Raw genomic sequence first — 23,603 nt, 5'->3', positions numbered from 1 at the left:
TCAGAATCCTCTCGGGGCAGGCGCGGATACGACGCCCATCCGTTCCAATGCGTATGCGACGCGCAGCGCGATGTCCTCGCGCCAGGGCGCGGCGATGATCTGCACGCCGATCGGCAGCGGCTCGAGCGGAACCGGCACGGCAACGACGGGTAGCCCGATGAAGGAGATCGGCTGGGTGTGGATGCCGATATTGGCGCGCACCGGCAGCTCGACGCCGTCGAGATTGAAATTCACCTGCCCCAGCTTCGGCGCGGTACAGGGCGTTGCCGGTGCGAGCAGCACGTCGACCGACTTGAAGATCTCGGAAAACTGCGCGCGATACCAGCGGCGGAATTTCTGCGTGCGGTCCACCAGCGGCGCCGGCACCATGGCGCCCGCGATCAGCCGGTCGCGCACGGCTGGATCGAAATCGTTCGGACGCTTGCGCAGGCGATCGAGATGCAGCGAGGCGCCTTCGGTGGTGGAGATGACGTAAGCCGCCGCCCGCGCACGCGCGGCTTCGGGCACATCGACGATTTGCGTCGTGCCCAGCGCCCTGGCGACGCGGCTCACGGCTTCGACAGCTTCCGGAAACACGTTCTTCTGGAAGTAACCGCCGGCGATCGCGATGCGCAGGTCCGAAACCGGATTGGCGAGCAGCGGCACCGTCGGCTCCAGACCGCGTGTGGTGCAGGCGGCATCGTCGGCATCGGGCCCCTGCATCGCGTCGTAAGCGAGCGCGAGATCGGTGACGGAGCGCGCGAACGGACCGAGATGATCGAAGCTCGCGACGAACGGAAACGACCGCGCGCGCGACAGCCGGCCATAGGTCGGCTTCAAGCCAAAAATGCCGCAGAACGAGGACGGCACGCGGATGGAGCCGTTGGTGTCCGAGCCCAGCGCGATCGGCACCAGCGCGCCGCCGACGGCGCTCCCCGAACCACCGGACGAGCCGCCGCTCATCCGCGTCGTGTCGTGCGGATTGCGCGAGGGACCGTCATGGACGTTCTCGCCGGTGAAGTCGTAGGCGTATTCGCCCATGTTGAGCGCGCCGACCAGAACCGCGCCGGCTGCTTCCAAGCGCTCGATCAAGGTGGCGTCGCGCTTGGCGGGTGCGAGGTCGCGGTTGATCTTCGAGCCCGCGCGCGTGGAGAGGCCCGCGACGTCGAACAGGTTCTTCACCGCGAAGGGCACGCCGGCGAGCGGGCCGACCTCCTTGCCGGCGGCAATGTCGGCATCGATTGCACGCGCCTTGGCGCGGGCGCGCTCGGCAGTGACGTCGGTGAAGGAGTTGAGGATGGTGTCGTGCTGCTTGATGCGCGCGAGCGCGGCTTCTGTGGCAGCGAGGGCGGACATCTTGCCGCCCGCCACCGCTTTCGCGATATCGGCAGCACTCGTCTCTGGCTTGGTGGTCATGGCGACGTCAGACGGTGAAGATCGGCGCCGGCTCGGTCTCGTCCGGCAGCGCGAATTCGTCAACTAGTCGGCCGAGCCGCAGCGAGACCTCGAGATTGGCGCGAACCGCCGGCCTCCAGGCGTCCTCGACCGGCAGCGCCAGCGCTTTCGATACGGCGTCGATATAGTCGTCCAGCGGCTCGGCCATTACGCTCCCAAACAATCAGTGCACCGGCAACGGCGGATGCGGGATCGCCGTCAGCAGCTCCTTGGTGTAGTCGTCCTGCGGATCGCTCAAAACCTGCTCGGAAGAGCCTTCCTCGACGATTCGACCCGTCCGCATCACAATGACACGATCGCACAACAAGCGCACTACGTTCAAATCATGCGAGACGAACAGATAGCTCATACCTAGCCGCGCCTTGAGGTCCTGGAGCAGGTTGAGGACCACGGCCTGGACCGAGACGTCGAGCGCCGCGGTCGGCTCGTCGAGAATGACGAGTTTAGGATGCAGGGCAATGGCACGGGCGATGCCGACGCGGGCCTTCTGGCCCCCGGACAATTGGTGCGGGAAGCGGTCGAGCAGGTTGTGCGGCAGGCCGACCATGGTCGCCAGCTCCTCGCAGCGGGCGCGGAGCGCGTCACGGCCCCTGACGTCGCCGAGCTGCATGATCGGGTCGGCGATGGCGCGCGCGGCGGTGAAGCGCGGGTTCAGGCTATCGGTCGGGTCCTGGAACACCATCTGGATGCGGCTGCGCTGGGGCAGCCGGGCAAACGAGGCGGGCGCGATGCCGCCGATGTCCTCGCCGTCGAACTGGATCAGGCCGGAGGTCTGGTCCAGGAGGCGCATCACCATCATCGAGGTGGTCGATTTGCCGCAGCCGGATTCGCCGACGAGGCCGACGCTCTCGCCATGGCCGATCGAGAAGCTGATGCCGTCGACGGCGCGGAACACATCGGGCTCCGGCGCCGGCTTGCGGCCGAACAGTTTTCCGAGCACGGCGGTCGCGCCCTGGCGGGGATACTCCTTGACCAGCTTATCGATGAGGAGAAGGGGCCGCTCGCTCTTCTCCCCCGCCCCGCTTGCGGGGAGAGGGTCGGGGTGAGGGGGGCTCTCCGCGAGCACGGTGCTGGGAGAGTCCCCCTCACCCGCCGCGCTTTGCGCGTCGGCCTCTCCCCGCACGCGGGGAGAGGCGAAGGATGCCCCCTCCTCCTCCGGCAGCAGATCCCGCAACGACACGCCGAGCCGCGGCGTCGCGCGCATCAGCTTCTTGGTGTAGGGATGCTGCGGATTGGCGAAGATGTCGGCGGCGTTCGCGGTCTCGACCACCCGGCCCTTCTCCATCACCACGACGCGGTCGCAATAGGCCGCCGCGAGACCGAGATCGTGGGTGATCAGGATGGTCGACATCGCGCGGCGCTTGGTCAGCTCGACGATCAGATCCATCACCGCCTTCTGCGTGGTGACGTCGAGACCGGTGGTGGGCTCGTCCGCGATCAGCAGTTGCGGATTGCAGGCCAGCGCAAGCGCGATCACGACGCGCTGGCACATGCCGCCGGACAATTCGAACGGATAGGCGTGGTAGCGCTCACGCGGACGGGCGATCTTGACCTGCTCCAGCGCCTCGATCGCCTTCTCGCCGTGATCGGCAACCTGGGCCTGCTGCACATGGGTGCGCAGCACGTCCTCGATCTGGTCGCCGACCTTGCGGATCGGGTTCAGTGCCGCGCGCGGGTTCTGGAAGATCATCGAGACTTCGCGGCCGCGCAGATCGCGCATCTGGTCTTCCGATGCCGCCTTGACGTCGATACCCGAGAACATCACCGAGCCCTCGGCGATCTTGCCGGCGCGGTCGAGGATGCGCATCACCGCGTAGGAGGTCACCGACTTGCCGGAGCCGGACTCGCCGACGATGGCGAGCGTCTCGCCCTTGGCGACGGAGATGTTGACGTGCTGCACCGCTTTCACGATGCCGCGGCGGGTGGTGAATTCGACCGTGAGGTCCTGGACGTCGAGCAGGGGCTGGGCGGTCATGAGGGCCTCCCGATCAAAAATGGCGAAAACAACCCCATGCACAGTAGAAGGGGTTTGGAATCATTGGGGAATTTTCGACGTGAATTTGTGCGTGAGGCGGGCAAACCTCTCTCACCCCCTCTCCCCGTTCTTACGGGGAGAGGGTTGGGGTGAGGGGCCTCTATCCGCGCGAACAGTTGATAGAGGAGTTCGCGGAGGCCCCCCCTCACCCGGTCCGCTGACGCGGCCCGGCCTCTCCCCGCACGCGGGGAGAGGCGAAGAACCGCGGGGCTCGGTCTGAGATCAACCATCACGTCCTCCGCTGCGGGTCGACGATGTCGCGCAGGCCGTCGCCGAGGAGGTTGAAGCAGAACACCGCGATCATCAGAGCAAGGCCCGGAAACAGCGCGATCCACCATTCGCCTGACACCATGAAGCCGGCGCCTTCCGCGACCATGATGCCCCATTCGGCGGTCGGTGGGCGGACGCCGAGGCCGATGAAGGACAGGCCGGCGGCGTTGAGGATGGCGTAGCCCATGGTCAGCGACATCTGCACGATCATGATCGGCATGATATTTGGCAAAATGTGCACCAAGAGGATGCGGAATTCGCCGTTGCCGGACAGGCGCGCGGCCTGCACGAAGCCGGCGTTACGGCGGACGTTCGCCTCCGCACGCGCAACGCGCGCATAAAGCGGGAAGTTCACGATGGCGGTGGCCAGGATGATGTTCTGCACGGTGTTGCCGAGCGCTGCGACGATGCCCATCGCGAGCACGAACAGCGGGAAGGCCATGATGGTGTCGGCGATGCGGCCGACGATGCGATCGGTCCAGCCGCCGAAATAGCCCGCCGCAATGCCGGCGAGGCCGCCCATCAGAAACACCAGCACGACCGAGGCGATCGCGATGAAGGTATCGAGCCGCGTCGCCACGACGACGCGGCTGAAGATGTCGCGGCCGAGCTGATCGGTCCCGAACCAGTGCGCGGCCGAGGGCGGCTTCAGCGACGCGGCAGTATCGGAGGCGAGCGGATCATACGGCACCACATAGGGACCGAAGATCGCGGCGGCGAGGATCAAGATCAGCAGCGCGAAGGCAAAGCCCGTGACCTTGTTCTCGCCGAGAACGTAGCGGGTCTGTTCGAGGATCGCGACGAGTCCCGAGGTGCGCGCGGGACCGACAGGTTCAACAGCAGGCGCAACGGTGCTCATGGTTTAGCCCTCCAACCTGACGCGCGGATCGATTACCCCGTAGAGAATGTCGATCACGAGATTGAGCAGCACGTACATGACTGCCATGGTCAGCACGAAACCCTGCACCGGCGCGAAGTCCGACGAGATCAGCGCTTCCACCGCGTAGGAGCCGATGCCGGGCCAGGCGAACACTTTTTCCACCAGCACGTTCGCGCCCAGCAGGAACGAGAACACCATGCTGAGCGTGGTGATCACAGGCAGCATCGCGTTGCGGAAGGCGTAGGTGACGATCACGGTGGCCGGCGACAGGCCGCTGGCGCGTGCGGTGCGGACGAATTCGGAGGCGAGCACCGCGAGCATCGAGGCGCGGGTCATGCGCGCGATCGGCGCCAGCGAGAAGATTGCGAGCGTCGTCGCCGGCAAGATGAGCTGACTCAGCGCCGAGCGGAACGCCTCGAAGTCGCGCGCGATCAGCGTGTCGATCAGATAGAAGCCGGTCACCGTCGGCGGCGCGCTGTAGAACACGTCGAGGCGGCCGAGCGGCGCCGGCGACCAGCCGAGCCGGAAATAGAAGACGTAGACGAGAACGAGGCCGGTGAAGAACACCGGCAGCGAGACGCCTGCCGTGGTCGTGACCCGACAGAGGTGATCGACCCATGATCCCGGCCGCGTTGCCGCCAGCACGCCGAGCGGAATGGCGATGACGACCGAGACGATGAGGCCGAGCAGCGTCAGTTCGGCCGACGCCGGCAGGCGATTGCGGATCTCGGCCGCGACCGGCTGGCCTGTAGTGAGCGAGTTGCCGAAATCGCCATGGGCAAGGTCGTTGGTGTAGCGGAAGAACTGCTCGATCAGCGGCCGGTCGAGGCCGAGCTTCTTGCGGATCTGCTCGACGGCCTCCTTCGTCGCGGCCGGACCGGCGAAATACGCGGCGGGATCGCCCGGCAGCGCGCGCGTCAGCAGGAAGGTGACGATGACGACGCCGATGAGCGAGGGGATCGCGAACATCAGGCGCTTGCCGATCATGGTCAGCATGGAAGCGCTCTCCTTCTGCCTTGCAATTGGGAGCAGACTCGCACGGCTTGCGCCGCTGCGTTCCCTCCCCCCTTTCGAGTCAGGGAGGGGGGTGGCTCCGGGAGAGGTCGGAGTTCGGGGCTACCCCTCACCCTGCCCCTCTCCCACAAGGGGAGAGGGAATGAGAGATACGTGCCCACCTCACGTAAGCGAGTCACCCAGAGGGACGCGGACGTGTTGCTCGCGCCGACCATGACGCATCACCCCTTCGCCATCGCGCGATAATCGAGGCGGCGGTGGAACCAGTATTGGTAACCGCTGATGTTCTTCTGCATCGCGACGTTGACGAAGGGCTGGTACAGCGGGATACGCGGGACGTCGGCGTAGGCGAGGTCGACAAAGCCCTTCACGTCGGTGTCGTAGGTCGCGGTGTCGCCGCTTGCGGCCGCAACGCGCGCGCCGTCGATCAGCTTGTCCATCGCCGCCGACTTGTAGCTCATGGTGTTGAAGACGGAATTGTTGCCGTGATAGCACCAGTAGAAGAAGTATTCGGGGTAATCGAGCCAGCCCGAGAACACGTTGGTGAAGAGCGGCATCTCCTTCTTGTTCAATTCGGTGCGCCAATTGGCGCCGGGCACCTTGTTGATGGTGGTCTTGATGCCGAGCTGCGCGAGTGATTCCTGCACCAGCACGCAGAGCGGCTCGTTGACGCCGGCGAAGTTGAGGTCGAACGAGATCGTGGTCTCGAAGCCGTTGGCGTAGCCGGCTTCGGCGAGAAGCGCCTTCGCCTTCTCCATGTCGGTGTTGTATTTGTGCTGCTGCGGCCAAGCGACTTCGGTCGGCTTGTCCTTGGCGGCGCCGAACATCGGATTGCCGAGGCCGAACAGCACCGCGTCCATGATCTTCTGGTAGGGCAGCGCATAGGCGATAGCCTGCCGCACCTTGACGTTGTCGAACGGCGGCTTGGTCACGTTCATGCCGATATACTGGATGCCGTTGGAGAACGGCAGCGACACCACGTTGAGCTTGCCGCTCGCCTTCATCTCCTGGAAATCCTTGAACGGCAGCTCGTAGGAGATGTCGGCGTCGCCGCGTTCCAGCAGCGCACGGCGGTTGCCGGCCTGCGGCACCATGCGCCAGATCACGCGCTTGATCTTCGGCAGCGGGCCGCCGACCCATTCCTCGTTGCGCTCCATGATGACTTCGGTGCCGGCGGTCCACTTCGTCACCTTGTAGGCGCCGGAGCCCGCGGTCTGCTGCTTGGTGAATTCGAGACCCCAGGGGTCCTTCTCGCTGGCGTTCTTCTTCACCAGCTCGGAGTTGACGATGCAGGGCACGATGACGGCGAGGTCGGGAATCGTCAGCTTGTCCTTCTTGGCGAAGTCGACCCGCACCGTGGTGTCGTCGACCACCACGAACTGCTCGGGTTTTGTGAGCGAGCCCGCGCTCATCTGGAAGGTCGGGAAGCCGCCAACGCTGACGGCGCGGTCGAGCGACCACTTCACGTCCTTGGCGGTGACGGGCGCGCCGTCGTGGAATTTGGCGTTCTTCTTCAGCTTGAAGGTGACCGACATGTCGTCGATCTTCATGTCCTCGGCGAGCTCGCCCTTGAACTTGTCGCGGTCGTAATAGGGCACGCCGCCGGGACCGCTCTTCATCTCGTGGCTGATCAGCCGGTCGTAGCAATTCCAGGATACCTCATAGCCGGGCACGTTGGTGCCGACGCCGTGGATGTCGAGATTGTTGGGGCCGCCTTCGGAGACGATCAGCAGCGTCTCCGAACGCGCATCGGCCTTGGCCGAGGAGATCACCGACGGCATGGCCGGAAGCGCCGCGCCAGCGGCCAATCCGGAAACGGACTTGAGGAAATCGCGGCGCTTCATGAAATCGCTCCAACACAAAAGTTTCTGGTTGGAACTGGATTCGCAAGGTTCGTGCCAGAGCTTAACGGGAGCTTACGATCGCGCTAAGCAGCTGACATAATTTCGGAAATAGGCATCTTGAACGGATGAGACCTTCGCGTCCACGCACTGAAATTGCATACAAAGATAGTTATTTGCACACAAAATAGACTGTCATTGACGCCGGCTTATTTGGTGAGCGCGTGCTCTCCGCCGTCGTCCTGGCGAAAGCCAGGACCCATTACCCCAAAGGGTGGTTTGGCGAAGACTCGGGGTTACCAGCCAGCACAGCAACTGCTCCCTGGGGTAATGGGTCCTGGATCAGCGCTCCGCTTCGCTGCGCTTGTCCAGGACGACGAGGGAGGGTGGAGCGGGAGCCCTCACTCCGCCCAGATCAGCTCCTGCAGCTCGACGAGATCGTTCGCCTTGTCCTGCCAGCCCTCGATGCAGATGTGGCTGTTGAGATCGCTGGCCTGGTGCAGCAGCATCAGGGCCATCAGGCGCCGCTTGAGCGCATGGTCCGGCTTCGCATAGCCGAAGCCTTCGAGCAGGCTGCGCACGCGGCCGGGCCGGCCCGCCGCCATGAAGGCGCTGGGGCCGAGCAGGTCGTAGTCGCGCCATCCCGCCCGCACGTCGCCGAAATCGAACAGGCCGGCGAGCGACCATTGCCCGTCATCGCAGGCGAGCAGAAAGTTCTCCGGAATGTATTCGCCGGTCAGGATCACCGGCGGCGCGTCCATCGGAATGAGGCGGGCCGCATCGCGCAGGAGATCGTCGAGGCCTCCAAGGAATTTGGGCGCAAGGCCGAGACGCTGGTGCCTGGCGCGGCACCCCTGCATCTGGGCGCGCATGAACTCGTCCCAGCGCGGCTCGATTGCTGCGAGAGGACCAAGAGGCGCGCGCTGCACGGACGCGATGGTCTCGCCGATCCGGCGCAGCAGGCGCTCCTTCTGGTCTTCCGGCAGCGACGGCCACACCTCCGAGCCGAGCGTGCCGGCAAGGCGCGTGATGACGAGATAGGGCCAGCCGTCGCGCGCGCCTTCTGCGACGATCTCGGGAATCGGCACCTGAAGCCGGCCTGCGAGCTGCGTCAGCGAATCGCGCTCGGAGATGAATTGCGCACGCAGCAGCGGCGGAAAAATCTTCAGGATCAGGCGCGCACCGAGGCCGACCACGAGATTGGTGCCGGTTACAAACACCTGCGGCGAACTGACGTCGAGACCGTGGCTGCGCGCGATGTCGAGCGCGATCGGCAGCCATCGCGGCCGGTCGGCGCGCAAGGCGCGGTAAGCCTCGAGGCTCGTCGACGCGGACATGCCCCAGGTGCCCGCGGAATCCGGCGGCAGCGTCTCTTCCATCACAGTGCCAACCGGGCCCTATTCCAAGACATCCTTGACGCTGTTCTTGATGGTCGAGGGGACCGCATGCTCGGGGACTTCGATGGTCTGCGCACCGCGCGTGATCCGGTAACTGAACGCGTCGGCCTGGCCCGGATGCGCGGGAGCGATCTTCTTCGGATCGGCGAACAGCTGCTCCACCGTCTTCTGATCGGCGGGCGACAGATCCGACAACGCCACTTCACCGCGACTCTTGAGGTGAGGGCCGCCGAAGCCGGCGAACCCTCCGACGCGCTCGATCTTCAGGCGATCCACGCTTTCTTCCTTTCGTAACGCGCTTTTCGTGACGCGCTGTACCCGGCCTACAGCCCAACCTTCTTCCATCCGCTATCGACGGCGCCGAAGACTGCGGCATCGCCAGGATACAACGTGTGGGCACCCTGCCGGGTCCGCGCCGCGAAGGCCTTCATCGTCATGTTCGGCATCGGCCCGAAACCGGTGAGCGAATGGTACCACACCTGCCCGATCTTGGCCCAACTGTATCCGCCAAGCGTCGCGCAGGCCGTGTAGAAGGCCAGGTTCGGCGGCCCGCTCGCGTAATGCGGGTCCATGCCGGGCGTCACTTGCGAATATTTGGTCGGCTGCGGCGCCAGGCAGTGCTTGGCGGCGGGATCGGCCATGTCGCGCAGGCAGGTGAACCCCTTTTTCTTGGCCCCCGGCCCCATGATGTCGCGCCCGATCAGCCAGTCGGCCTTCTTGACATCCTGCTTGGCCTCCCACTGCCGGAACATCGAGCCGAAACAGTCCGAGATGCTCTCGTTCAGGCCGCCGGCATCGCCGCTATAGGCGAGCTGGAGGCTGTGCTGGGTGACGCCATGGGTCAGCTCGTGGCCGATGACGTCGTTGCCCCGGGTGAAGTCGACGAAGATGCTGCCGTCGCCGTCGCCATAGATCATCTGCGACCCGTTCCACATCGCGTTGTTGTACTTCTCGCCGAAATGAACCGACGACATCATGGTCATGCCGTGATCGTCGATCGAATTCCGGTTGAAGACCTGCTGGTAGAACTTGGCCACCTTGGTGGTCTGGTTGAAGGTGCGCTTGACGGAGCCGTCCGAGGACGTCTTCGGCTTCGGCACGGGCGTCCCCGGCAGCGTCTGCGTGTGCTTGCAGTCGTAGACCGTGACGGACGGCGCCGCCGCCAGCGTGACCAGACCTGCGGCGCGCGCCGCGACGACGTTGGTCAATTTCGCCGTCTGTGTCCGCAATTCGCGCAGTTCATGACTGACCTGGACGGTGTCGACGAGCTGCTTGCGAAGCACGGCGGACAGCTTCTTGTCCTGGGAAAGCTTGGTCAGAACGTCGTTCGGGATGATGCAACATGAGCAAGGCATCGATGATCTCCATCACAACTTTTCCGAAAAAATGATAGGTAAAACAACCTCAAGATTATCGCTGCGCGCCCGCGGCACAAGTGATGTGGCTCACACGGGCGTCACTGTTTCGAGAACGTGGACCTGCGGCCCGTTGCGCCGGGGGGTCCGCGCTCCGCTTCAAATTGTGTGATGTCCGGTCGCGTTTGCGGGCGAAGCGAAGTGCGCGCGCGGCGCGGCGACCAGCGCCGCTGCTATCGCTCCGGGCTGGCGCGCTCGAACTGGCGAAGCAGCTTGTTGCCGCGCTCGACCGCGGAATCGAGCGCTCCCTGCGCGCTCTTCTGGCCGGCAAAGGCCTGCTCCAGCTCGTCCTCGATCGCGCCGCGGATCAGCACGAAGGAGCCGAGCCGGATGCCCTTCGAATTCTCCGTCGGCGGATGCAGCGTGATCTCCTCGAACGAGATCGCCGAGCCCGGATTGCGCTCGTAGAAGCCTTGCGCGCGCGTCAACTCGAAGGCGGCGCGGGTGATCGGCAGATAGCCGGTGTTCTGGTGCCAGGCGGCCTGCACGCCGGGCTGCGACAGATAGGCGAAGAACCGCGCCACGCCCTTGTATTCCGCGCGCGGCCGGTCGCGCAGCACCCACAGCGTGGCGCCGCCGATGATCGAGTTCTGCGGCGCGTCCTTCACCTCGGGCCAGTACGGCATCATGCCGTAGCCGATCTCGAATTTGGAATTCGCCTTGATGTCGGCGCGCGTCGCCGAGGAGCCGATGAAGATGCCGCATTCGCCGTTCTGGAAGCGCGGCTCGGCCGACTGGCCGCGGCCGCCATAGTCGAACAGCTTCGACTTCTGCCATTCAGCCAGCTGGGCGACGTGCTTGACGACGAGCGGATTGTTGATGGTCAGCTCGGCATCGAGCCCGGCAAAACCGTTGGTGCGGGTCGCGAGCGGCAGATTGTGGAAGGCCGAGAAATTCTCGATGTGGATCCAGGACGGCCAGGACGTGGTGAAGCCGCACGAAGCGCCGCGGTCGCGCAGGCGCTTTGCGATCGCGCCAAGCTCCGGCCACGTCCTCGGCGGCGTCTCCGGATCGAGGCCCGCGTCACGGAACATGGTCTTGTTGTAGTAGAGGATCGGCGTCGACGAATTGAACGGGAACGACAGCAGATTGCCGGCCGCATCGGTGTAGTAGCCGGAGACGGCGGGAAGGTAGTCGTTGAGCGAGAACGGCTCGCCCTGGTCCCGCATCAGGCTGAACACCGGATAGATCGCGCCCTTGGCCGCGGTCATGGTCGCGGTGGCGACCTCGTTGACCTGGACGATCGCAGGCTGGCTGCGCGAGCGGAAGGCGAAGATCGCGGCCGTCACCGTCTCGGTGTAGTTGCCCTTGTAAGCCGGCACGATCCGGTAATCGGACTGCGAGGCGTTGAAGTCGGCGGCGAGCTTTTCCAATTGCCGGCCGAGCTCGCCCGACATGGCGTGCCACCACGCGATGTCGGTGGCGGCGTTTGCCTGCGCGGTGAACGTGAAGGCCGCGGCGGCGACAACGACCTGCAAACAGCGCAATGCTGAAATCACGATGGCCCTTTCCATGTCGCGCGGCAAAAGGCGACCATACCTTGCTTACGGCGCGGCATTTCCAGTTTCAACCGGGAATGAGGGCCGGCCGCGCCGCACAATCACCCCGCGGGGCCGGGCGGGATGGCCTTCCCTTAACCATCTGCTAGATTGCATTGAACCTTTTGGTCTTGCCATAGACTCCACCACTGAGGGGTTGAGTGTGCCAGTGTTGAACCGTGCCGAACTCTCACGGACCGGGGTGGGTTTTGTCGCGCTTTTGATCGCCATCTGCGCGACGAGCGCCGGCGCGCGCGAATTTCGCGCCGCCGACACCCAGACCGAGAATTACCCGACCGTCCAGGCGTTGCGCTACATGGGCGCGCTGATCGCCGAGCGCACCGGCGGCCGGCACGAGATCAAGGTGTTCCACTCCCGCCAGCTCGGTGAGGAAAAGGAGACCATCGAGCAGACCCGTGCCGGCGCGATCGACCTCAACCGGACCAACGTGGCGCTGATCGGCAATTTCGTTCCGGCGATGAACGTGCTCGCCATGCCGTTCCTGTTCCGGTCCATCGAGCACATGCAGAAGGTGCTGGACGGGCCGATCGGCAGCGAGATCCTTGGCAGCTTCGAGCCCTACGGTTTCGTCGGGCTCGCCTTCTACGATTCCGGGGCGCGGTCGATCTACAACGGCGCCCGCCCGGTGACGAACATCGCCGACCTCCGGGGCCTGCGGATCCGGGTGCAGCAGTCGGAGTTGATGAGCGAGATGATTCGCTCACTCGGCGCCGAGCCGGTCGAGATGCCCTATGGGCAGGTGCTCGCCGGGCTTGCCAATCATCTGATCGACGGCGCCGAAAACAACTGGCCATCTTTCGTGACGACGGACCATTACAGACATGCCGGCTACCTCGCACTTACCGAGCACACGATGAGCCCCGAAGTGCTGGTGATCTCGCTCAAGGCCTGGCGCAGCCTCTCGGCGGACGACCAGACCATCTTCAGGGAGGCCGCGCAGCGCTCCAGCCGCTTCATGCGCGAGAAGTGGCGCGACCTCGAGGAGCAGTCGCAGCGCAAGGCCGAAGAAGCGGGCGTCCGTATCGTCAGGGATATCGACCGCAAGCCGTTCGAGGACGCGATGGCGGCGATCTACGCCAAGGCCGGGCGCGATCCCGCCGCGGCCGCCCTGATCGAACGCATTCGCAAGGTGGAGTGAGCCCTCTTGGCCGCGCTTGGACACAGCGAGCACGCAGACAGGCCGCCCGGCCCGCTCGGGCGGCTGCGCACGCGCCTGGTCGGCGTGCTCCGCGCGGTGCCGATCCGCTGGCGCATCCTGTCGATCGCGGCGCTGAACTCCGCCGTGGTGGTGGTGCTGGTGGTGCTGATCTGGAACGGATCGCAGGTGCTGGGCTCGGCCTGGGACGACGTCCGCCAGGTGCGCGAATCCGACCGGATCCTGGCGCTGCTCGAAAGCGAGACCGGGCGCCTGCACAATCTGATCCACCGCTACATCAACCAGCCGAGCCCGGACCTGTTCGCCGAGATCCTGCTGCTGCGCGAGGCGGTGCTGGGCACCCTGACCAACCGCGCCGCCAAGGACCCGATGCTGTCAGGCTCGGTCGAGGAGCTGGAGCGCACCACCGACCGCTTCCTCAACGGCTTCGGCGAGCTGCGCAGCGTCCAGGCCACCATCGCCAAGACCTACGAGGACCAGGTGCAGGGCCCGGCCAGGGACATGGCGGGCCTTTACTCCATCATCGAAGGCGCCACCGGCCATCGCGACGCGCTGATCTGGCCCTCGCTCGGCAAGTCGCGCGAGGCCTTCACCGCGATGCTGGTCGCGGCCAATTCCTACTATCTGTCGCTGTCGTCAGGCGCGGCCGACGACGCGCGCCGCAACACCGAGACGATCGAGAAGACCATCCCCGTGATGATCGACCTCGCCGACAACGACCTCCAGCGCATGGCGCTGCAAAAGCTTGCGGCCCGCACCATGGCGCTGCGCGAGGGTTTTGCAAAACTCTCCGAGCAGCTCACGAGCCGCACCGAGCTGCTGCGCAACACCATCGACGCCAGCCAGGCCGAGGCGATCGGCGCCATCGACGACCTCTCCACCAAGATGCGCCAGCGCGAGCAGAAGGCGCAGGAGACCTTCGACCGTACGCTGGCGGATATTTCACGGCGCGTGCTGTCGATCGCGGTGATCTTCCTCGGCATCATCCTCACCGTCGGCGTGCTGATCGCATTGTCGATCCGCCTGCCGCTCCAGCAGATCATGACGGCGATGCGCGCAATCACGCTCGGCGACCTCGGCCGCGAGGTGCAGGGCACGCGCGCGCGAGACGAGGTCGGAGCCATGGCGCGCGCGGTCGAGGTGTTTCGCGAGAACGCGATCGCCAAGCGCGAGACCGAGGACGAGCTGCGTGCCTCCAAGGAAAAGGCCGAGAGCGCGCTGCTCGAGCTCAACACCGCGCAGCAGAATCTGATCGACGCCGAGCGGCTCGCAGCGCTGGGCGGCCTCGTCGCCGGCGTCGCGCACGAGGTCAACAACCCGATCGGCATCAGCCTCACCGTCGCATCCAGCTTTGCCCGGCGCAGCGATATCTTCGAGGCCCAGCTCAAGGGCGAGGGCGGCCTGCGCCGCTCGCAGCTGGAGGAGTTCGTGCAGGCCTCGCGCGATGCCTCCCAGCAGCTCGTCGCCAATCTCCAGCGCGCCGGCGAGCTGATCCAGTCGTTCAAGCAGGTCGCGGTGGACCGCTCCCATGCCGAGCGGCGGCAATTCTCACTCAGCGAAGCCACCGACCAGATCATCGCCAGCCTGCGCCCGGTGCTGAAGCGCTCGCCGATCACGCTCCAGGTCGACGTGCCCGAGGGGCTGCTGCTCGACGGCTATCCCGGCTCCTACGGCCAGATCCTGACCAATCTCTTCCTCAACGCCGCCAACCACGCCTTCGCCGACGGGCGCGCCGGCACGATCACGATCTCGGCGCGGCCGCGTGGGGCCGACGACATCGAGATCATCTTCACCGATGACGGGGCCGGCATGACCCCGGACGTGCAGCGCCAGGCCTTTGACCCATTCTTTACCACCCGGCGCAATGAAGGTGGTACGGGACTTGGCCTCCATATCGTCTATAACCTCGTCACCCAGCAGCTCGGCGGGCGGATGATGCTGGAATCCAAGCTGGGACAAGGCACCACTTTTCGCATTATCATGCCCCGGGTCGCCAAGGGCGGCGCGCAAAGCACAGAGACTGACGGGACTTCTCAATGGCCGAACAGGACGATGTCCTCCACCTGATCGATGACACCGGTACCGCGTCGGAGGATACGGACGCCCGGAAATGGAAGATCGCCGTCATCGACGACGATCCGGCCGTGCATGACGGCACCCGCTTCGCGCTGTCCGATTACAGCCTCAACGGCCAGGGCCTGGAGATCCTCTCCGCCTATTCCGCGGCCGAAGGTCGCAAGCTGATGGCCGCGCACAGCGACATCGCCGCGGTGCTGCTCGACGTCATCATGGAGACCGACGTCGCCGGCCTCGAGCTGGTCGAGTTCATCCGCAACGAGATCAAGAACGAGACCGTGCGCATCATCCTGCGCACCGGCCAGCCCGGCCAGGCGCCCGAGCGGCGCGTGATCGTGCAGTACGACATCAACGACTACAAGGCCAAGACCGAGCTCACCGCCGACAAGCTGTTCACCTCGCTGACCGCGGCGCTGCGCTCCTATCAGCAGCTCGAGCGCATGGTGCAGACGCGCCGCGGGCTCGAGATCATCATCGACGCGGCCTCGACGCTGTACGACTTCAAGTCGATGCAGCGCCTCGCCGAGGGCGTACTGACCCAGCTCGCCTCGCTGCTCAATGTCGATTGCGCCGGTATACTGGTCCTGCGCGACAATGGCGGCGTCGACCCCGAGCTCTCGGTGCTCGCCGGCAGCGGCTGCTACAGCCGCTTCATCGGCACCACGACGTCGAAGGCGCTCGACCCCGATCTGCGCGCGATGGTCGAGGCCGCCTTCCAGCGCCGCAAGAACGAATTCGCCGACCACCGCAGCGTGATCTATTTGCGCACCGGAAGCGGCCGCGAGGTGGTGGTGCTGCTCCAGGCCGAGCGCGAGCTGTCCGAGACCGACCGCTCGCTGGTCGAGATCTTCTCCAGCCGGCTCTCGATCGCCTTCGACAACGTCATCCTCTATCAGCAACTCCAGGACGCCAACACGCAGCTGGAAGACCGCGTCGCCCAGCGTACCCGCGCCCTGATGCAGGCCAACCGCCGCCTCTCGGCGCAATGGCTGCGGCTGCAGCGCGCCAACGGCTTCAAGAACGAGATTCTGGGCACCGTCGCGCACGATCTGAAGAATCCGCTCGGCGTCATCCTCGGCCGCACCGAGATGCTGAAGGAGCTGATCTCGACCGGCGCTTCGTCCAGCGGCGTGGTCGCCCAAGTCGATCACATCCGCGACGCCACCAAGCGCCTGACCACGATGGTCGACCATCTGATCTCGGACGCGATGGCCGATGCCTTCGACATCACCATCCGCCGCGAGCCGGTCGACGTCGCGGCCCTGGTCAAGGAGGTCGCCGACGCCAACCAGCCGCTCGCCGTCAACAAGCAGCAGGCGATCAGCCTCGCCGCGCCGTCCAACATCGTCACCATGTGCGACACCGACCGCATCCGCGAGGCAATCGACAATCTCATCAGCAACGCCATCAAATACTCACCGATCGGCGGCAAGATCAGCGTGGCCGTCATCCACGAGGGCAGCGACACCATCGTCCGCGTCAGCGACGAGGGCGCCGGCCTGTCGCCGGAGGATCTCGGCCGCCTGTTCGGCCGGTTCCAGCGGCTGTCGGCAAAACCGACCGCCGGCGAGAGCTCGACGGGGCTTGGGCTTTCCATCGTCAAGCGTATTATCGACATGCATGGCGGCGAGGTGACCGCCGACAGCGAGGGCCCCGGCAAGGGCTCGACCTTCACCATCACCCTTCCTGCGACCGAACTGCCGTGATCTCAAGACCATGACCCAAAGCCAGCACATCATGATCGTCGACGACGAGGCCCCGGCCCGGGAGATGGTCGGCGATTACCTCAAGATGCACGGCTTCACCGTGACGCTGTGCGACGGCGGCAAGTCGTTGCGCGCCGCGATCGACGGCGGCATGCCCGATCTCGTCGTGCTCGACCTCAACATGCCCGAGGAAGACGGGCTGTCGATCATCCGCGACCTCAAGAGCCGCATCAACGTGCCCGTGATCATGCTGACGGCGACCGCGAGCCCGATCGACCGCGTCGTCGGCCTCGAGCTCGGCGCCGACGACTATGTCGCCAAGCCCTGCGAGCTCAGAGAATTGATGGCGCGCATCCGCTCGGTGCTGCGCCGAAGCGCGCCGGCCAAGGCCGCGGCGCCGGAAGCTGCGGCGGCGAAATCGGACAAGGACCAGCTCGTCCGCTTCGGCACCAAATGGCTCGACCTCGAAGCCCAGGCCTTGCGCGACGACGAGGGCAACGAGCATCCGCTGACCGCATCCGAGTTCGGGCTGCTCAAGGTGTTCGCAGCCAATCCGAAGCGCGTGCTGTCGCGCGAGCGTCTGCTCGAACTCGCCAATGCGCGCGACGCCGAGGCGTTCGACCGCGCAGTTGATCTCCGCATCATGCGCATCCGCCGCAAGATCGAGCCCGACCCGACAAAACCCGCCGTGATCCGCACCATCCGCGGCGGCGGCTATCTGTTCTCGCCGGCTGGCGAGAAGGCGTAGCTTTCAGCTGTCCTCCTGGCGAAAGCCAGGACCCATTACCCCAAGCGCTGGTTGCGGCACGAGGCTGGTAACCCCGAGTTTTCGCCTAACATCTGCCTGGGGTAATGGGTCCTGGATCGGCGCTCGCTTTGCTCGCTGGTCCAGGACGACATGCGTGGTTTGCGGCGGCATCGAACGCAACAGCCGGAAATACGTTCCCGGCGCCCCCGTCCGTCTCCAACTCTCCACCCCCGTATTTCCCGTACATTGAAATTACACGCTTTTTTGCCCCGAATGTTTCATCGCGCCCTGTCCGACGAAACAATTTGACGGCGCACGAAACCATTTTCCGCTTTTCGTGCAGACGTCCCGAAACGTTGGCTCATTAACACTTTGGTCCAAGGAAACGCCGCTCGGTTGCGGCGCTACGGGGAGCCAAGTCTATGCGGAACGTCATCGCCATCAACGCCCAGGCCAGCCAGAGCATCATCGCCGCTCAGGCGACTTCGGACGATATGCTTCTGGAGAGCATTGCCGACGGCAACCGGACGTCGATGCACATCCTCTATTGCCGGCACAATGTGCGGGTCTACCGTTTCATCCTGCGTATCGTGCGTGATGCCACCACGGCGGAAGATCTGGTCAGCCAGGTGTTCCTGGACGTGTGGCGGACCGCCGGTCAGTTCCAGGGCCGCTCGCAGGTCTCGACCTGGCTGCTGTCGATAGCCCGCTTCAAGGCGCTGACCGCGATGCGCCAGCGCCGCTTCGAGGACATCGACCAGGAAGACGTGCGCCAGATTCCCGACGATTGCGATACGCCGGAGACCTCGCTCGACCGCAGCGACACCAGCGCCATCCTGCGCGCCTGCGTGCAGAAACTGTCGCCCGCGCATCGCGAGATCATCACCCTCGTCTACTACCATGAGAAGTCGGTGGAGGAGGTCGGTCAGATCATCGGCATCCCCCAGAGCACGGTGAAGACGCGGATGTTCTACGCCCGCAAGCAACTGGCCGATTTGCTTAAGGGCTGCGGCGTCGACCGCTTCGCCGCCTGAAAGTTCATGATTTCAAAGGGATAGGACCGGTTTATCGGCCCTATCCCCGGACACGGAAGTGTTACCGCGGACGAAACAATTGAAACAAAGCACAACATCAGGCGGAAAAACTTCCCTCCTATAAAGCTCTCATACGATTTTGCTTAAACCTCCCAAGACCTCCAACGACCCGGACGGGATGCCCCCCTCCGGGTCGTTTTGTATTTGGGCTTGGGAGCGCCACGGCACCCATTTCTGTGGCTGCACCTGAGTGAGGCAGGCATCACTCCCTCATTCCCTCCCCCTTGCGGGGGAGGGGCAGGGAGGGGGGTGCCACACGGGGACTCCTTCGATTCGTGCGTGCGGCACGCTCGGAGGCGGATAGACCGTTTGCTGGGCTACCCCCCTCCCCGGCCCTCCCCCGCAAAGGGGGGGAGGGAGCACACCGACATCGGGGCCGGCAGCGTTGCCCGTCACGAAGGCGTGACGCCACGTAACGACGGACGCATTCATCCCGAACAGCTCTCGTGACCCCCTTCACGAGTGCCCCATGTTCGACCTGATCTTCGCCGTCCTTGCCGGCATCCTCACCATCGCCGCGCCGTGCACGCTGCCGATGCTGCCGATCCTGCTCGGCGCCTCGATCGGGCGCGCAGGACATTTGCGTCCTGCGATGATCGCGCTCGGCTTCGTCATGTCGTTCTCCGCGACCGCGCTGCTGCTCGGCGCGATCACGCGCCTGTTCGATTTCGATCCGAACGTGCTGCGCGAGGCGGCGTCCATCCTGCTGCTCGGCTTCGGCCTCTTGATGTTGTGGCCGGCGCCGTTCGAATGGCTATCGATCCGGCTCAATGGCTGGCTCGATCTCGGCGCTTCCAGCGCCGTGCAACGCGAGGGCGCGCTCGGCGGGCTCATTCTCGGCACCACGCTGGGCCTGGTCTGGACGCCCTGCGCAGGGCCTGTGCTCGGCTCGATCCTGACGCTGGTGGCGACGTCGAAGAATCTTGCGTGGGCCGGCACGCTGCTGGTCGCCTACGCGATCGGCGCGGCGATCCCGATGCTCGCGATCGCCTATGGCGGACAGGCCGCGACCACGCGCGTGCGCAGCCTCGCGCGCATCTCGCCGCGCCTGCAGCAGGGTTTTGGCGTCGTCGTGATCGGCTTCGCGCTCGCCGCCTATTTCCAATACGACACGCTGATCGTGGCGTGGCTCACCGGATTCTATCCCACCGGCCAGATCGGCCTGTGATCGCTTCGCATCTCAACGGAGGACGCTTCCATGACCTTGAAACTGCTTGCCGTATCCGCCGCCCTGATCGGCATGGCCGTATCAGGCGCCGTCATCCCAGGCATCTGCGACGAGGCCGCGCGCGCCACGCCTGTCGTCACCGCCGCCGCAAGCCAGCAGACCGCGCCCGACTTCACCGGCATCACCAACTGGTTCAACTCGAAGCCGCTCAGCATCGCCGATCTCCGCGGCAAGGTCGTGCTGGTCGACTTCTGGACCTATGGCTGCGTCAACTGCGTCAACACGCTGCCGCACGTCACCGACCTCTATGCAAAATACAAGGACAAGGGCCTGGTCGTGGTCGGCGTGCACACGCCGGAATTCCCGTTCGAGCGCTCGGCCACCAATGTGCAGGCCGCCCTGAAGCGTCACGGCATCACCTATCCGGTGGCGCAGGACAACGATTCGAAGACCTGGAACGCCTACAGCAACCAGTATTGGCCGGCGCAGTACATCATCGACCAGACCGGCAAGATCGTGTTCCAGCACGCAGGCGAAGGCCGCTACGACGAGATCGACCGCACCGTCGGCCGATTGCTCAACGCCAGCAGCTGATGCGGCACGGATATCGCGCGGCTGGTTTCGCCTGACGGCCTTGTTGCTTGACTCCACGGACCCGTCCGTGGAGGTTCGCAACCGACGCAATCAGCCGCCCGCAATGGACGACGCGACCACCAATAGCGACATTCGCCTTCGTGAAGGCTCCTCGATCGCGCAGCGGCTGGTCGTGGCCGGCTCTGCGGCGGCCGTTGCGCTCTGCTTCACGCCCGGCCTGTTCACGCACGACACCCTGGAAGTGATCATCTCCGTGATCGCGCTGCTGCTGGGAGCGGCGTTCATCGGCGGCGTCATGCTGGCGCCGGCGGTGGTGTGGATCATCACGCCGGACGAGATCCTGATCGGGCAACAGCGCCCCTTCGGAAAACTCCGCACGCGGATCGTCGCGAAAGACGACATCACGGGATTGCAGGTTCTGGGCAACAAGGCTGCCAAAGCCCGCTTCCAGCTCGCGTTCACGCTGGCCTCGGGGGAACGCCTGACGTCGCCACCGATCTCCGATGTCACGCATGTTCGCGACACCGTGGCCCGGATCGCCACACAATTCGACGTTCCCGACGTCGAGGCGCCAAGCAATCCGCTCGATGCCAGCAATCCCGAGATGCGCCTCGGCGAGCCCCTCGAGCCGTTTTCGGCAAGGGACATCCGGATCGTTGCACTGATCGCCGTTGCACTGTCTGCCGTTCCCTACGCCTACAAGCTCTGGCGCGCGCTGTCGCCCAGCCACGTCGATATCCTGCTGCTGCCGATCGGCGCGATCGCCGCGTTCGCCGTCTACCGATACGCCAACCTCGTGACCGGTGCCTTCTGGGTCGTCCGGCAAGCGGATATCCGCGTCGAGCGCCTGTGGGGCGACGGCAGCTTGCGCGCCGACCATATCGAGGGGCGCGACGTGAAGGCGATCACCGTCGAGCGTCGCGGCCGGTCCGAGGACGAGCATTGCATCGTGGTGATCCGGCTGCACTCCGGACGGAGGTTTCGCAGCCCCCGCATCGGCTCGCGGCTCGAGGCGCGCGCCGTGGGAGCCGAGATCGTGCGGCGGCTCGGGATCGCGCGGGAGAACAACAAGATTTAGAGCACGCTACGTCCACATCGTCATGGCCGGACTTGTCCCGGCCATCCACGCCTCGCCCGCTGCACCAAGAACGTGGATGCCCGGGCATAGGCGAGCGGAAGCGACGCCGTCCTTCAGACGGCTATGCCCGGGCATGACGGCCATTTGTGAATACTTGGATTCGACAGGCCCCACCCGGCAAGGGATGCCGCTGTCACTGCTTTTCGCGCCATCCCCTGTTTGTGGCATTGCCGTGGGTCCGTCAAAAAAGCAAAGCATTCTCGTGACATACCAGCCGGGCGCGCCATCAACTTGCCATGAACATGCCCCTGAGATTTGATGGCTTTGAATGATTTGCGCTGTGGCAGCGGGGAGAGCTTGAAATGACGGATTTTCGTCGCCTGACCGGGATATTTGCGGCTGCGATCGGCCTCGCCCTGTCCATGCCCCAGGCCTTCGCCCAGCAGCCCGATCGCGGTGACGAGCCGGGCCTGATCGCCGACGACGGCTACCAGCTCGATCCGGAATGGCAGAAGCAGGTGGTCTATTTCCGCACCACCGAATCGCCGGGCACCATCATCATCTCGACCGCCGAGCGTCACCTTTACCTGGTGCAGCCGGGCGGGCGCGCGATCCGCTACGGCATCGGTGTCGGCCGCGACGGCTTCCAGTGGCAGGGGCTGGTGAACATCACCAACAAGAAGGAGTGGCCGGACTGGACGCCGCCGCCGGAGATGATCCAGCGCCAGCCCTATCTGCCGCGCTTCATGGCCGGCGGCCCCGGCAATCCGCTCGGCGCCCGCGCCATGTATCTCGGCACCACCGTCTACCGCATCCATGGCACCAACCGTCCTGACACGATCGGCACCAAGGTGTCCTCGGGCTGCTTCCGTCTCGTCAACAATGACGTCGCCGATCTCTACGATCGCGTCCCTGTCGGCACCAAGGTGGTCATCCGGCAGAAGCCCGAACTCTAGGCTTATCGTTTGGGCATGATCTTTCCGGAAAACCGCTTCGCATTTTGCGCTAACGCGGCCCTCCGGGTCCGGATCATTCTCTCCTTCCTCGCCTAAATTCCTTTCCCCGATTATTTCGAGAGAGAGACATCATGCGCACTTTTCGAGGCGGCCTGCTGATCGGACTCGCGGTCGCCGTGCTGGTCGGCGTGCTCGCCGTCATCTACGAGTTCTACGACACCCGCACCCTGAAGCGCACGGTTCGCCGCGGCGAGGTGCTGTGCGGCGTCAACAAGGGCCTGCCGGGCTTCTCGATCCCCGACGACAAGGGCAACTGGACCGGCTTCGACGTGGATTTCTGCCGCGCGGTGGCGGCGGCGATCTTCAACGATCCGGCCAAGGCCAAGTTCGTTCCGCTCGACGCCAGCGAGCGCTTCAAGGAATTGCAGAGCCGGAAGGTCGACATCCTCTCGCGCAACTCGACCTGGAGCATGGCGCGTGAGCTCGACTACGACCTCTATTTCCCGGCGGTCGCCTACTACGACGGCGCGGGCTTCATGCTGCCGCGCGCCCGCAACAAGGAGACGTCGCTGGACCTGACCGGCAGCAAGGTCTGCGTGCAGTCGGGAACCACCACGGCGCTCAACGTCTCCGACTACTTCCGTGCCAACAACATGAAGTACGAAGAGGTGAAGTTCGACAAGCTGGACGACGTGGTGAAGGCCTACGACACCGGCAAGTGCGACACGCTCTCCGCCGACGTCTCCCAGCTCTATGCACTCAGGCTGAACCTCGGCAAGCCCGGCGACCACATGATCCTGCCGGACATGATCTCCAAGGAGCCGCTCGCGCCCGTGGTGCGCCAGCGCGACGACGACTGGATGATGATCGTGAAGTGGACGCTCTACGCGATGATCAACGCCGAAGAGCTCGGCGTCTCCTCGGAGAACATCGACGAGGCCCTGAAGTCGAAGAAGCCGGAAGTGATGCGGCTGGTCGGCACCGAAGGCAATTACGGCGAGCAGCTCGGCCTCACCAAGGACTGGGTCGTCCGCATCATCCGCAACGTCGGCAATTACGGCGAGATGTACGAGCGCAATATCGGCGAGAAGTCGAAGCTGAAGATCCCGCGCGGCATGAACCAGCTGTGGAATGCCGGCGGGGTGCAGTACGCGCCGCCGATGCGGTAACGGCGGGTTCTCC

At 65.0% G+C, this 23,603-nt stretch carries 20 protein-coding genes; 10 read left to right on the top strand and 10 right to left on the bottom strand.

What is annotated here, in order from left to right; genetic code table 11:
• The 10 genes from BM118_RS14865 to ugpB all read right to left on the bottom strand — a co-directional run bounded on the left by BM118_RS14865 (position 1) and on the right by ugpB (position 11,800).
• Positions 1–1,395, bottom strand: coding sequence for an AtzE family amidohydrolase (locus BM118_RS14865; RefSeq protein ID WP_092186314.1), 1,395 nt, complete (start codon positions 1,393–1,395; stop codon positions 1–3).
• 7 nt (positions 1,396–1,402) lie between these two features.
• Positions 1,403–1,582 carry a DUF4089 domain-containing protein gene (locus BM118_RS14860; protein ID WP_092186313.1) on the bottom strand — a complete coding sequence of 60 codons (180 nt, stop codon included), beginning with the start codon at positions 1,580–1,582 and terminating at the stop codon, positions 1,403–1,405.
• A 15-nt stretch (positions 1,583–1,597) separates the two neighbouring features.
• Complete coding sequence (locus tag BM118_RS14855; RefSeq protein ID WP_092186312.1) at positions 1,598–3,409, bottom strand: dipeptide ABC transporter ATP-binding protein; 1,812 nt, start codon at positions 3,407–3,409, stop codon at positions 1,598–1,600.
• 289 nt (positions 3,410–3,698) lie between these two features.
• Positions 3,699–4,598, bottom strand: a complete 900-nt coding sequence (locus tag BM118_RS14850; protein WP_092186311.1) for an ABC transporter permease — start codon at positions 4,596–4,598, stop codon at positions 3,699–3,701.
• 3 nt (positions 4,599–4,601) lie between these two features.
• Positions 4,602–5,615, bottom strand: a complete 1,014-nt coding sequence (locus BM118_RS14845; protein WP_063686310.1) for an ABC transporter permease — start codon at positions 5,613–5,615, stop codon at positions 4,602–4,604.
• Between the two features lie 239 nt (positions 5,616–5,854).
• Positions 5,855–7,477: an ABC transporter substrate-binding protein gene (locus BM118_RS14840; protein ID WP_092186310.1), complete on the bottom strand. Its 1,623-nt coding sequence runs from the start codon at positions 7,475–7,477 to the stop codon at positions 5,855–5,857.
• Positions 7,478–7,875: 398 nt separating this feature from the next.
• Complete coding sequence (locus tag BM118_RS14835; protein WP_177234433.1) at positions 7,876–8,811, bottom strand: aminoglycoside phosphotransferase family protein; 936 nt, start codon at positions 8,809–8,811, stop codon at positions 7,876–7,878.
• Positions 8,812–8,871: 60 nt separating this feature from the next.
• Positions 8,872–9,147, bottom strand: coding sequence for a protealysin inhibitor emfourin (locus BM118_RS14830; protein WP_092186308.1), 276 nt, complete (start codon positions 9,145–9,147; stop codon positions 8,872–8,874).
• A gap of 47 nt (positions 9,148–9,194) precedes the next feature.
• A complete protein-coding gene (locus BM118_RS14825; RefSeq protein ID WP_092186307.1) occupies positions 9,195–10,226 on the bottom strand; it encodes a M4 family metallopeptidase in 1,032 nt (343 codons plus the stop codon).
• Between the two features lie 233 nt (positions 10,227–10,459).
• Positions 10,460–11,800, bottom strand: a complete 1,341-nt coding sequence (gene ugpB, locus BM118_RS14820; protein WP_092187008.1) for a sn-glycerol-3-phosphate ABC transporter substrate-binding protein UgpB — start codon at positions 11,798–11,800, stop codon at positions 10,460–10,462.
• 187 nt (positions 11,801–11,987) lie between these two features.
• On the opposite strand from ugpB, the gene BM118_RS14815 reads away from it, so the two are divergent.
• From BM118_RS14815 to BM118_RS14770, 10 genes are all read left to right on the top strand, one after another.
• Positions 11,988–12,983, top strand: a complete 996-nt coding sequence (locus tag BM118_RS14815) for a TRAP transporter substrate-binding protein (protein ID WP_092186306.1) — start codon at positions 11,988–11,990, stop codon at positions 12,981–12,983.
• A 6-nt stretch (positions 12,984–12,989) separates the two neighbouring features.
• Positions 12,990–15,068 (top strand): sensor histidine kinase, encoded by a 2,079-nt coding sequence (locus BM118_RS14810; RefSeq protein WP_177234332.1) that lies wholly within the window; start codon positions 12,990–12,992, stop codon positions 15,066–15,068.
• Positions 15,038–16,783: an ATP-binding response regulator gene (locus BM118_RS14805; protein ID WP_092186305.1), complete on the top strand. Its 1,746-nt coding sequence runs from the start codon at positions 15,038–15,040 to the stop codon at positions 16,781–16,783. The genes BM118_RS14810 and BM118_RS14805 overlap by 31 nt, the downstream gene beginning before the upstream one ends.
• A gap of 10 nt (positions 16,784–16,793) precedes the next feature.
• On the top strand, positions 16,794–17,531 hold the full coding sequence (locus BM118_RS14800) for a response regulator (protein ID WP_092186304.1): 738 nt from the start codon (positions 16,794–16,796) through the stop codon (positions 17,529–17,531).
• A 422-nt stretch (positions 17,532–17,953) separates the two neighbouring features.
• Positions 17,954–18,565, top strand: a complete 612-nt coding sequence (locus tag BM118_RS14795; RefSeq protein WP_027542255.1) for a sigma-70 family RNA polymerase sigma factor — start codon at positions 17,954–17,956, stop codon at positions 18,563–18,565.
• Positions 18,566–19,094: 529 nt separating this feature from the next.
• Positions 19,095–19,793, top strand: coding sequence for a cytochrome c biogenesis CcdA family protein (locus tag BM118_RS14790; protein ID WP_092186303.1), 699 nt, complete (start codon positions 19,095–19,097; stop codon positions 19,791–19,793).
• Between the two features lie 30 nt (positions 19,794–19,823).
• Positions 19,824–20,387 (top strand): thioredoxin family protein, encoded by a 564-nt coding sequence (locus BM118_RS14785; protein ID WP_092186302.1) that lies wholly within the window; start codon positions 19,824–19,826, stop codon positions 20,385–20,387.
• A 103-nt stretch (positions 20,388–20,490) separates the two neighbouring features.
• Positions 20,491–21,465 (top strand): hypothetical protein, encoded by a 975-nt coding sequence (locus tag BM118_RS14780; protein ID WP_177234331.1) that lies wholly within the window; start codon positions 20,491–20,493, stop codon positions 21,463–21,465.
• A gap of 362 nt (positions 21,466–21,827) precedes the next feature.
• Positions 21,828–22,421, top strand: coding sequence for a L,D-transpeptidase (locus BM118_RS14775; protein ID WP_092186300.1), 594 nt, complete (start codon positions 21,828–21,830; stop codon positions 22,419–22,421).
• Between the two features lie 131 nt (positions 22,422–22,552).
• Positions 22,553–23,590, top strand: coding sequence for an amino acid ABC transporter substrate-binding protein (locus BM118_RS14770; RefSeq protein WP_092186299.1), 1,038 nt, complete (start codon positions 22,553–22,555; stop codon positions 23,588–23,590).
• The last annotated feature ends 13 nt before the right edge of the window (positions 23,591–23,603 follow it).

The sequence above is a fragment of the Bradyrhizobium sp. cf659 genome, from assembly GCF_900113725.1.
Lineage (GTDB): Bacteria > Pseudomonadota > Alphaproteobacteria > Rhizobiales > Xanthobacteraceae > Bradyrhizobium.
The sequence above is the reverse complement of the archived record's forward strand: the minus strand, read 5'-3'. Positions and strand labels throughout refer to the sequence as shown.